We start from the raw sequence: 12539 nt of genomic DNA on the forward strand, positions 1-12539 counted from the left end.
GTGCATATATTCTATGAATTGATTGCAATTTGGTTGTTGATAGAATAAACCAAATAAAGTCCGGAGCCGACCTCGATATGAGGAAACTCCGGACTTCATAGATACTGAATTAGAGAGATGCTCAGCCCTTAAGATATGCTGCTAGATCATATGCTACACGCCATATGTCGCCCGCACCCATCGTCAGCACCAGATCGCCAGAACGTACTTGGTCCTTTAATTGTGCAAGCACTTCGTCTTTCGTCGGCACATAATGAACATTCTCATTGCTGTTCACACGAATTCGCTCAACCAGCTTGGAAGCGTGCACGCCTTCGATTGGCTGCTCGCCGGCTGGTGAATAGATATCCGTTATGAACACCTCATCAGCCTCTCGAAAAGCCTGACTGAACTGCTCGAACAAGAAGTAAGTTCGAGAATAACGCTGCGGCTGGAACACAGCCACGATACGCTTGCCAGTCGCTTTTGCCGCAGTGAGTGTCGCCTCAATCTCAGTCGGATGATGCGCGTAGTCATCGATGACGAGTATATCATTGACATCGCCGATCACTTGATAACGGCGCTTCGCTCCTGTGAAGCCAGCGATCGCTTCCGCCGCATCAGCGAATGCAACACCCGCGCGCATCGCCACGATCAACGTCGCCATCGCGTTCAGCACATTATGCTTGCCTGGTATAGACAGCTCTACCGAACCCAGCACTTCCGCGCCGTGCTTCATCGTAAATTTCATATGACGGTCAACTGACTCGATATCGCACGCCATATAATCTGCAGCTTGATCAATTCCGTAGGTAATAACGGAGTTAGTCAAAGCAGGCATCATCTCGCGGAGGATGGGATCATCACCGCATAGCACAGCTGTTCCTTCAGGGTCAACTTGACCTAAGAATTGAACATATGCCTGCTTCAGATTATTAAAGTCTCCGCCATAATTCTCGAGATGGTCAGCCTCGATATTCGTCACGACAGCCATGTATGGATGATAGGCCAGGAATGATCCGTCACTCTCATCCGCTTCAGCTACTACATAATCACCTGTACCTGCCTTCGCATTGGTTCCCAGGTTCGTTACCTCACCGCCGATAATAAACGTCGGGTCCACATTGCAGCGGTCCAGCACATAGGCAATCATGGACGAAGTCGTCGTCTTGCCATGCGCGCCAGCTACTGCAACACCCTTCTTCGCGTTTAACAAACGCGCCAGCATCTCCGATCGATGAAGCACAGGAATACCGCGTGCTTCTGCCGCAACTCGCTCCACATTGTCCTTTGGAAGTGCAGTTGAATAGACGACAACGTCGGCTTCCTGTACATAATCAGCATGATGACCGATATGTATTGTGGCTCCTTTAGCACTGAGCTTTTTCGTTAGTTCTTGAAGAGCTACATCAGATCCAGTGACCGTGTATCCCATTTCGAGCATGACACGAGCAATCGCGCTCATGCCATAGCCTCCGATGCCTATAAAGTGAATGTGTTCCATCTTGTTCAACACGAACTCACCAGCCTTTTTCAGAATCCTTTTGGTACAACAAATATGAACGAACATCTGCGATCATATAAAGGGTGCCTGTTACGACCCCTAAGTCTTCCGCAGACGTCATAGATTGAAGCTTATCTAGTGCAATACGCCAATTCGGCTCTATCACAATCTCGGGACGATCTTCCTGATCCCCGAGTACTTCTTCCGCTATTGCGGCAAGCTTATCCGCATCAAGCTTCTTCCGAAAATCAGGTTCGGAGAAGATGACCGTATCCGCTAAAGGTAGTATATGACGCAGCGCGTCAGGATGATGCTTCGTAGAGAGCATCCCCATCATGATGTGACAGCGTTTAAATTGATACGTGTCCTTGAGTGCTTGCGCCAGTGTTTCCATGCCTTCAGGATTGTGAGCGCCGTCCAGCAAGATGCGCGGATCGCGCTTCACCATTTCCAGCCGGCCTGGCCAAGCCGCTTTGCGCATTCCATCAAGCAGCGCCTCATCATCGATGACAATCGCCATATAATTGCGCAGCACTTCCAAAGTCATAAGTGAAACAGCCGCATTCTTCAGCTGATGGGCGCCATTCATCGTAATCGTCACAGAGTCCAGGGCACGAAACGGACCTTGGAACGAGAACGCCTGCGCGTCTTCTATCCGAGACTCCGACTCATAACGGAACTGCTCGCCCATGACATACAGCGTAGAACGGCGTTGTTCTGCCGTACGGCGAATCACTTCCAGCGCTTCCGGCTGTTCCACAGCCGTCACGACAGGGACGCCATGCTTAATGATGCCTGCCTTTTCAGCAGCTATCGCCTCGATGGTATCCCCGAGAATATCCATATGATCATGGCCGATATTCGTGATGACAGATACGATCGGCGTTACAATGTTCGTTACGTCGAGGCGCCCGCCTAATCCTGTTTCAAATACGACGATATCGGGATAAGCAACGGTGGCGTAATATAGAATCGCCAATGCCACAGACACTTCAAACATAGTAGGCGAGCCTAATGGAGTAGCGGCGATCTGCTCAACAACCGGACGAAGCTGATTCACAAGAACAACGAGAGTTTCGTCAGGAATATCTTCATTGTTATATTTCAAGCGGTTTGAATACTTCTCGATATAAGGCGACGTAAACGTACCTACGTCAAAGCCCGCCTCCATGAGCACACTAGTCAGCATGGCGCAGGTCGAACCTTTACCGTTCGTGCCTGCCACATGAATAAACTTGAGCCTGCGCTCCGGATGTCCAAACTGCTCCATTATCTGTTCAATACGTTCAAGACCCGGACGTATGCCAAACGGAATTAATGAGGTAACCCAATCCACTGCTTCGTCTACATGTGTAAATAGGGCGCTGTTGCCCATTCCCATCGTCTCTGACATCTCACTCATCCCTCTGTCCCATAGTCATGAGGCGACCGAATCCCGCAGCGCGGAGATTCGGCCGTCTGAATACACTGCATAATGAAAGAAACGGTCTCTTACTAGATCATACTCCGATTTATACTTCTTGCAACTCTTGTATGCGCGCAAGCACTTTGTCGCGTTTATCGCTGTAATCCTGCATCTTCGCGCGTTCTTCCTCTACCACTTTAGCCGGAGCCTTCGCCATGAAGCCTTCATTCGCAAGCTTCTTCTCGACACGCTCCACTTCTTTGGTCAACGTCTCGAACTCTTTCTGAAGACGTTGAATCTCTTGCTCGATATCGATAAGCCCTGCAAGCGGCAGATACATCTCTACGCCTGTTACGATCGACGTCATCGCCTTATCTGGAGCCGCGGCATTCATATCGATGTCCAGCTTGGATGTGCCGCAGAAGCGTTCAATCGCAATCAGATTGCGCTTCACGATTTCTTGTGCGCGGGCATCTGTCGGCTTCACGATCATCTCAACCTTCTTGCTCATCGGAACGTTGACCTCGGCGCGGATATTGCGCACCGCGCGAACCATATCCATCAGCAGGTTCATTTCTTGAACCGCTTCTGGAGCCTCGAACTTCTCGTCGTATGTCGGCCAAGCAGCAAGCGTAATCGTCTCGCCTTCATGCGGCAGATGCTGCCATATTTCCTCGGAAATGAATGGCATGAACGGATGGATCATGCGCATCGTACGATCGAGCACATAAGCGAGGACGGATTGCGTATTCTTCTTCTTAACGTCGTCTTGACCGTACAAGTTGAGCTTCGCAATCTCAATATACCAATCGCACAGATCATCCCAGATAAAGTTGTTCAACAATCGTCCTGTTTCGCCAAACTCATATGCATCCATAAGACGAGTGATCTCACGAGCCGTCTCATTCATGCGATGCAGAATCCAGCGGTCCGCTGTTCCAAGATCACCGCTGATATTGATGTCATCATACGTAAAGCCTTCCAGATTCATCAACGCGAAGCGAGACGCGTTCCAGATCTTATTCGCAAAGTTGCGCGCCTGTTCAACGCGTTCGTAGCGGAAGCGCAGATCCTGACCCGGCGTACTGCTGGTCGAGATCATATAGCGCAATGCATCCGCGCCGTATTGATCAATCACATCGATCGGATCTACACCGTTGCCGAGTGACTTCGACATCTTGCGTCCTTCGGGGTCACGTACCAAGCCGTGCATAAGCACATCCTTGAACGGCGCTTCATCGGTAAATTCAAGCGCAGTGAAGACCATGCGTGCAACCCAGAAGTAGATGATGTCATAACCCGTTACAAGCACATTGGTCGGATAGTAGCGCTTCAGATCCTCGCTGTCCAGATCCGGCCAGCCCAGTGTGGAGAACGGCCACAATGCAGAGCTGAACCAAGTATCCAATACGTCTTGATCCTGTTCCAGATTCGTGCTGTTACAGGAAGAGCAGCTGTGAACTTCGTTATGCGCAACATTGATATGTCCGCAATCTTGGCAGTGCCATGCTGGAATGCGGTGTCCCCACCATAACTGACGGGAGATAACCCAGTCGCGAACATTTTCAATCCAATTGTAAAATACTTTCTCGAAGCGGTCAGGAACGAAGTTAACGCCCTTGCCCGCCTTCTGTGCAGCAATCGCGCGTTCAGCGAGCGGCTTCATCTTCACGAACCATTGTGTAGACAGATACGGCTCAACAACAACGCCTGTGCGCTCGCTGTGACCAACCTGATGCACATGCTCCTCGATACGAATGAGGACGCCCTGCTCCTGAAGATCCTTAACGATCTGCTTGCGGCACTCGAAGCGATCCATACCTTCGTACGGTCCTGCCAGCTCATTCATCTTCGCCGTTTCGTCCATCACGTTGATCTGCGGCAGATTATGACGAAGACCCAGTTCAAAGTCGTTCGGATCATGAGCAGGCGTAATCTTAACTGCGCCGCTTCCGAATTCTTTATCCACATAATCGTCAGCGACGATCGGAATCTCGCGATTTACGATCGGCAGCATTAACGTCTTGCCGATCAGATGGCTGTAGCGCTCATCCTTCGGATGAACCGCAACCGCCGTATCGCCAAGCATCGTCTCTGGACGTGTCGTTGCGACTGTGATAGAGCCGCTGCCGTCTGTCAATGGATATTGCAGATGGTACAGGGCGCCTTGCAATTCTTTGTATTCAACCTCAATATCAGACAGCGCAGTACGAGCAGCCGGATCCCAGTTGATAATGTATTTGCCGCGGTAAATAAGACCCTTCTCATACAGCTTAACGAATACTTCCTTAACCGCATCGGACAAGCCTTGATCCAATGTAAAACGCTCGCGGGAAAAGTCCAGCGACAGTCCCAGCTGTTCCCATTGGCTGCGAATGTTCGCTGCGTAAGTATCCTTCCACTCCCATACCTTCTCCAGGAACTTCTCGCGACCGAGATCATAGCGAGTGATCCCCTCTTCGCGCAGCTTTGCTTCCACTCTCGTCTGTGTTGCGATACCCGCATGGTCAGAGCCTGGGAGCCACAACGCGTCATAGCCCTGCATACGCTTCGAGCGGATAATAATATCCTGCAGTGTGAAGTCAAGTGCATGACCGATATGAAGCATACCGGTAACGTTTGGAGGAGGAATAACGATCGTGAACGGCTCCGCATCTTTGTTGCGTCCTGCTTGGAAGAAGCCGCCTTCCATCCAATATTTGTACCATTTCTGTTCGGCCGACTTCGGATCATAAGTCGTCGGCATCGACAGTTGCTGTTCGTTCGTTTCAGCCATCTATATCCCTCCAAATTAAAATATTCTCATTCATCCGCAATCGGTGGGGCCTGATTAAACGCAAAAAAACCTTTCGTCACAAAGGACGAAAGGCTAGCTTCCGTGGTACCACCTTTATTCCGCAGCTTCAGCGAGTCACCATTAACGGTTCCCCCGGCAGGTTGCTCCTGCCCGCTTAAACTGCAGCACTTCCAAGCACATAACGGCTGCTACCGTCCTCATCTAGTTGAATAACTCCACGCCTATCATCTGGAGATCAGCAATTCAATAAGGCGACTCCCGGGTGACTTCAACGACGATTGTCCTGCAGGCGTCCCACCGCATCGCCCTGCTCTCTGTAAGGATTCCTTCGCTTACTGGTCCCGTTCTCGGTCTTTATCAATTGGTGAAACATTTACACTTCATTTTACATTTTCACATCAGCGGAGTCAATAGACGGTTTAATTCCGTTAAACATAGTCATTGCCCAATTCCATCTGTTTCATAACTCGTGTTGCAAGATTCCGTACGCGCATGTCAAATGCACTGCTAATTGCATTTCATACAATTAATTGGATTCAATTGAGTCAATTTCATAATTGCTTTATCACACGTTAAAAACGAACATTAAACGATAATGTTCGTTTTTTGGAATGCAACATTTCCTACCCAAACCCTTGCCCCTTGCTCTACTCCCCCTTAATCTCTGAGTTCGTTGGCAAATGTATAGATTGGGATTACTCCCGTTTCCTTTTCTCGAGTTTGATTTAGTCGCTTATTAATTCGAGATTTAGGGAGGTACTCCTGTTTTTACGGTCAAAAAACCAAGCTAAATCAAGGGATCTGAATTATGAAATTGACTCAATGACTCTAATTTACGAGGAGTAAATGTATTTTGTACAGCTATTTCATGCCTGTCTTGTCGTTGATCGCTCACGCAGCCAAATTAACTGCAGGAAATACATTTAGATCCTCAGAAGATCTTTCATCTGTCGATTGAACTGTACAGAATGCAGCTAGTTCGTACACTCACGCTATTGGCAGCCTTGAGCCTCACTTAGAACAAAGAGACTGTCTCCGCAGAGACAGCCTCTTCTTCCATTACTATTATACGGCGGATATCGGAATGTACAATACTTGACCTTCCGATATAGAAGGCTCTGATAAGCGATTATGCATCGCAATTTCCCGAGGATTCATCTGATAGCGAGTCGCGATCTGATCCAGCGTATCGTCGCGTTGAACGATGCACATCCGAACCTTGCTGAAGCGACGTTCCTCACCCACATGGTTCAGGAATATAGATTGCCAATTGACGTCATCACTTACGGTATCACGCGCGGGAACCGGCTCAGGCTTCTCTTCCTTAACCGGCTGCTGCACCGCATCCGCCTGCGAGCTAGTGCGCAACAACGAGCCGAAGCCCAGCTGACCCTTCTCACTAACAGGCTCCGACTTCGAGCTTCCAATCGCAACCTTCATTGCGCTCTTCTCAGGCGCAGCTTCCACTGCCGCAGGCACTGGATCTGACTGAACGTGCTCGCGTTCCAGTACATCTTCAGCTGCGATGTCTACAGCTTCAACCGCTGAAACCGCATTGGCTCCTTCGCGCTCTGCCTCCTCATCAGACTCACTTCCCGCCTGATGACGAGTAGGCTCCGATTCTGAGGCGTTTACGGAGGAGGCAGTATCCCACGGTGAATCCGCCCACTTCCATGAAGTGGAGGCTGGTGGCTGAGGTTCCACCTGCGAACTTATCTCCTCCGACTCCACCTGCGCGTTGAACACTTGAGCTTGACGCTCAATTTGCGTTAACGATTGCTGCATCTGATGCGCCGCGTCGAAGCTTGACAGCCAGCTTTCAGTATGAGCAGCATCCTCTTGCGGCTCATCATCTGCGAAAGCCGCTTGAGGAGCACGTTCTTCATCAGTCTGAGCGTTAAACGTTACTACCAAGCCGTCTGCGGCAGCTGTGTATCCAGCTTGCTGCGTATCCATGAATGTCGGCGTATGATCAGCAGCCTCCTCGCCCTCCGCCTGCTCGCCTTCTTCACGCAACGCTATATCAGCATCTGCTGCAGCTTGAACGTTGGCATCTTCCGACGTTTCCTCTTGTGCGGCAAAGTCAGGCTGACCATAATCACGCAGCCAAGTGGGCTCGGTCGCCGATACATTCAATTCATTTGGTTCGCTTGATTCATGTGCTTCATGAATGACAGTGAATTGCTCTGATTCCCATGCAGGCTGCTCAGGCTGTTCCATATAAATGCCTCTAAGGGACAGCACTCCCGTAATGTTAAGCGAACGAGTAGATAATAGATCCACATCAAAATTTTCAATATCCACCCGAATCTCATCCAAGCTGCGAACACGATTCAGCGGCAGTGTAATCTCAACAGGAATCCAATGCTCCAGTGTCTGGCTTCGACGGTCTTCCGATGTTCCAATATACGCTCCAGCGAGCAGCAAGCTGCCTCTGACGGTAACCTGCTCGCCGGCTGGCAGCACTTGAATGTGAGGAGTTAACTCCACCTCCTCCAACTGATCAATGCCGACATGCTCGTCAGATAAATGCACACGTTCATAAATATCAAATCTTAAACCATAAGATTCATCATACACCGACTGCTCCTCCTCCCGCAGTTCCAACCTGCTATCCATGCCTTGCTCAAAGTAATGACACAGCGATTGCCCGCTTTATGGTCAACCTATCGCAAAGTCAGACTCTGTTCATTACTTCATCATATGGATGTTTTGGAGGGAGCATGACTATATTTTTTCACAACAATGGGCCATATCCGGTGGCATCGGTGCTTGTACCTTGATCGCTTGTCCACTAAACGGATGCGGGAAGCATAGTTCAACTCCATGAAGCGCCTGCCGCTGCAGAAGCTTCGTTTCTCCGCCGTACAGTTCATCCCCGACGAGCGGATGACCGATGTGGCTCATATGTACGCGAATTTGATGTGTTCTGCCGGTTTCAAGCTCCAGCTGAACTAAGGAGTATCGATCCCCTGCCCGCAGCACTTCATAATGTGTCACCGCTCGGTCACCATTAGGCGATACACGTCTTCGTCCGCTGCGATGACGATCCTTGCCTATCGGCGCGTCGATTACGCCCTTCATTTGCATTACTCGCCCATGGACAAACGCTGTATAGGTACGCCGAATCCGTTTCTCGCGCATCGCTTCATCCAGTATCGCATGCGCGAGCGCATTTTTGGCGTATAGGACAGGTCCTGTCGTATCCGCATCCAGTCGATGAATATGCCGAATGCGAACTTCTTGACCTGTCCACACATAATGACAGGCTACGGCATTCGCAAGCGCCGCTCGCTCTGCTTCCTGCTCACTCGAAGCAGCGTGCACCGGCATGCCCGCCGGTTTATAAGCAACCAAACATGCATCATCCTCATATAAGATGTCGGCAGGCTGATCCGCGGCTTCGATCCCAACTGATTCCGGCTCAAATACATGCAAGCGAAGTCGATCGCCCGCGATCTTGATGCCTTCATTCGCTTTCCAGCTGCGAAGCAGGTGCTGCGGTACATGCAGCGTCTCCCTCAACCACTGTTCGACATGTTCTTGATCCTGCAGTATCGCGCGCCCTGGTGTAAGCTCCAGCCATTCGCCTCTTCGAGCCCAGTTCCGTGTACTCATGTATAGAATACATTCCTTTCCCGCTGAAAATATAAAGGACGGACTCTAAGCAGTCCGTCCCCTCACAATCGCAATTATAGCTGCTTCAATGCATTATAATGCGCTTCTATCGTCATATCAATGTCAGCATCCGTATGGGCGTTGGATACAAACATGCCCTCGAACTGAGATGGAGCAACGCTCACGCCAAAGTCCAGCATAGCTTTAAAATAGCTGCGGAAATGATCCAGATTCGACTTCTTCGCTGTCTCGAAGTTAGTAACAGCTTCACCTGTGAAGAATGGACATACCATGGAGCCAACACGGTTCACTACGCTTGGGATCCCCAGCTCTTTAGCATTTCTCTCCAGCCCAGCCTGCAGTCTAGCCGACTTCGCCTCCAGATTGTCGTACACTTCAGGTGTTAGCAAAGTCAACGTCGTATAGCCTGCAACCATCGCCAGCGGATTGCCGCTGAGCGTGCCTGCCTGATAGATTGGACCGCTTGGCGCGATCTGCTCCATATACTCGCGTTTACCGCCGTACGCGCCGACTGGAAGTCCGCCGCCGATTACTTTGCCGAAGCAGGTAAGATCAGGCGTAACGCCAAAGCGGCCTTGCGCACAGTTAATATGCACGCGGAAGCCTGTCATCACTTCATCAAATATGAGCAGGCTGCCATACTGCTCCGTCAAGCTGCGCAATCCTTCAAGGAAACCAGGCAGAGGAGGCACGACGCCCATGTTGCCCGCAATCGGCTCAACGATTATACATGCGATATCTTCGCCATATTGCTCGAACGCGAGTTTCGTTCCTTCCAGATCATTATACGGAACCGTTATCGTGTTGCTGGCTACACTTTGTGGAACCCCAGGGCTGTCAGGCAGCCCAAGCGTCGCGATCCCGGATCCTGCCTTGATAAGCAGGCTGTCCGAATGACCGTGGTAAGAGCCTTCAAACTTTACGATCTTGTTTCGCTTCGTTATGCCTCGTGCTAAACGAATAACACTCAGCGTCGCTTCTGTACCGGAATTAACCATCCGCACGATGTCAACGGAAGGTACCCGCTCTACAACAAGTTTAGCCATCGCCGTTTCCAGTTCAGTTGGAGAGCCGAAGCTTGTCCCTTTCGCAGCCGTTTCCTGGATCGCACGAATGACTTCCGGATGCGTGTGCCCAAGAATAAGCGGTCCCCAAGATGCTACATAGTCGAGAAATACGTTGCCGTCGATATCATATACACGCGCACCTTCTCCGCGCTCTATGTACAACGGTGTTAGCCCGACTGATTTAAACGCGCGAACAGGGCTGTTCACTCCGCCAGGAATATATTTCTTAGCTTCTTCAAATGCTGCATACGAACGTTCATCACGGCGTCTTTGTGAATTATTCGTCAACTTCAACAACTCCCATCTATAATCATCCAGTTGATTGTGCTACACTAGTTAAAAACATACTTGGAACAAAGAGGTTATATTCATGATTGAGCTTCTTAAGCAGGTTCCGTTGTTCTCCGGACTAACGGATGACCAGCTTATTATCGTATCCTCTATCACGTCCCGCCTTGAATTCAACCCTAATACCGTGTTGTTTGAACAGGGAGACACTATTCAGTACTTTTGTATTATCATTCGCGGATCCGTCAAAATTTACATCTCCAATCGTGAAGGACAGCAAATCATATTATCTACTTTGCACGCTGGAGACAGCTTCAACGCATTAGCGCTGATCGCTGGGCAGCCCCGCTCCTCTACGATAGAGACGATGGAAGAAACGATCCTGCTGACGATAACGAATGACAATTTTCACCTGTTGCTGCGAACGCATTTTGATATTGTGCAAAATCTCATGCTACAGCTAAACAATCATCTCAGAGCGAGAGAGTCTCAGGTGTACGACCTGACATTTCTAGAACCATCCGCGCGGGTCATCAAACATATCGTGCGTCTTGCTCAACAACAGGGCAAGCGTGTCGGAGACAGCATTCTCGTTGACACCCCGTTCGACCGCGAATATATATCAGGGTTGTCAGGCGTTCATCCTGCAGAACTGAACGACATTCTGCAGCAACTGGAACGAGAACAAGTGATTCTACTAAGCCCGAACCAATATACACTAGATGTAACTCGTCTCTATGCCAGTCAATATGTGAATTAATTCAATACGACGAACTAACGAGCAGGTCGGTGAGCCGCGGAATGTCAATTCCCAGTTACCGGCCTGCTCCTTTACTATTACACATTTAAGCTTGAAGCCAACGTGCGGCGTCCTTCGCATAATAAGTCAAGATCATATCAGCGCCAGCCCGCTTCATTCCTGTCAGCATCTCCAGCGCGATTGCACGTTCATCCACCCAACCTAACTGTGCCGCCGCCTTGACCATCGCATATTCTCCACTCACATTATAAGCAACAACCGGCAGGTCAAACTGCTCCTTGAGTGAACGAATAATGTCCATATATGCCAGCGCGGGCTTGACCATCAGCATATCAGCACCCTCGAGCACATCCGCTTCTGCTTCGCGCAGCGCTTCTCGAGCATTGGCCGGATCCATCTGATACGTCTTCCGATCTCCAAACTGCGGGGCGGAGTGCGCCGCGTCACGGAATGGTCCGTAGAATGCGGATGCATATTTGACCGAATAAGACATGATCGGAACATCGGTATAGCCCGCTTCATCAAGCCCAACGCGAATCGCATGCACGAAGCCGTCCATCATGTTAGAAGGCGCGATAATGTCTGCACCTGCTTCCGCTTGCGATACAGCAGTCTTCACGAGGAATTCAAGCGAGGAATCATTATCTACATCGCCCACTTGACGCCCATTCACCTCATGCACATGCACCATGCCGCAATGGCCATGATCTGTAAATTGACACAAGCAAGTATCCGCAATAACCACAAGATCCGGGAATTGGGCTTTGATTTGTCGAGTCGCCTGCTGCACAATTCCGTTCGTATCGAATGCTGAGCTTCCTACAGCATCCTTAGTCTCTGGGAGTCCAAACAGAATAACCGCTGGAATGCCAAGCGATACGATCTCTTCCACCTCTTGATTGAGCAAGTCTAACGAAAAATGATAGACCCCAGGCATAGAAGCGATCTCTTCCTTCACTTGCGTGCCGCCAGTAACGAATATCGGCATGATGAAGTCATTGACATGAAGCACAGTCTCACGCACCATGCTGCGGATGCCTGCCGTCTTCCGAAGTCGGCGCAATCTTGTAACGGGATAAGTCATAGGTGTAGTTCCTCCT

At 50.1% G+C, this 12539-nt stretch carries 8 protein-coding genes and 1 other annotated feature; of the genes, 1 reads left to right on the top strand and 7 read right to left on the bottom strand.

Going from position 1 to position 12539, the window contains the following annotated elements:
• Window positions 1-121: 121 nt before the first annotated feature.
• The 6 genes from murC to hemL all read right to left on the bottom strand — a co-directional run bounded on the left by murC (window position 122) and on the right by hemL (window position 10679).
• The gene (gene murC / locus ACXX53_RS11410; protein ID WP_458568778.1) at window positions 122-1495 is read right to left on the bottom strand and encodes a UDP-N-acetylmuramate--L-alanine ligase; all 1374 of its coding nucleotides are present in this window, start codon (window positions 1493-1495) and stop codon (window positions 122-124) included.
• Between the two features lie 4 nt (window positions 1496-1499).
• Window positions 1500-2876 (bottom strand): bifunctional folylpolyglutamate synthase/dihydrofolate synthase, encoded by a 1377-nt coding sequence (locus tag ACXX53_RS11415; RefSeq protein ID WP_458569049.1) that lies wholly within the window; start codon window positions 2874-2876, stop codon window positions 1500-1502.
• A 118-nt stretch (window positions 2877-2994) separates the two neighbouring features.
• On the bottom strand, window positions 2995-5664 hold the full coding sequence (locus ACXX53_RS11420; protein WP_458568779.1) for a valine--tRNA ligase: 2670 nt from the start codon (window positions 5662-5664) through the stop codon (window positions 2995-2997).
• 78 nt (window positions 5665-5742) lie between these two features.
• Window positions 5743-6043 (bottom strand) — a binding site (T-box leader).
• A gap of 707 nt (window positions 6044-6750) precedes the next feature.
• A complete protein-coding gene (locus tag ACXX53_RS11425) occupies window positions 6751-8304 on the bottom strand; it encodes a LysM peptidoglycan-binding domain-containing protein (protein WP_458568780.1) in 1554 nt (517 codons plus the stop codon).
• Between the two features lie 108 nt (window positions 8305-8412).
• The gene (locus tag ACXX53_RS11430) at window positions 8413-9303 is read right to left on the bottom strand and encodes an RluA family pseudouridine synthase (RefSeq protein ID WP_458568781.1); all 891 of its coding nucleotides are present in this window, start codon (window positions 9301-9303) and stop codon (window positions 8413-8415) included.
• A gap of 74 nt (window positions 9304-9377) precedes the next feature.
• A complete protein-coding gene (gene hemL, locus ACXX53_RS11435) occupies window positions 9378-10679 on the bottom strand; it encodes a glutamate-1-semialdehyde 2,1-aminomutase (protein ID WP_458568782.1) in 1302 nt (433 codons plus the stop codon).
• A gap of 82 nt (window positions 10680-10761) precedes the next feature.
• Here hemL and ACXX53_RS11440 point away from each other — a divergent pair, with 82 nt between their 5' ends.
• Window positions 10762-11439 carry a Crp/Fnr family transcriptional regulator gene (locus tag ACXX53_RS11440; RefSeq protein ID WP_458568783.1) on the top strand — a complete coding sequence of 226 codons (678 nt, stop codon included), beginning with the start codon at window positions 10762-10764 and terminating at the stop codon, window positions 11437-11439.
• 85 nt (window positions 11440-11524) lie between these two features.
• Here ACXX53_RS11440 and hemB read toward each other — a convergent pair whose 3' ends face one another.
• Window positions 11525-12523 (bottom strand): porphobilinogen synthase, encoded by a 999-nt coding sequence (gene hemB, locus ACXX53_RS11445; protein WP_458568784.1) that lies wholly within the window; start codon window positions 12521-12523, stop codon window positions 11525-11527.
• Between the last annotated feature and the right edge of the window lie 16 nt (window positions 12524-12539).

It is taken from the genome of Paenibacillus marinisediminis (assembly GCF_054343325.1).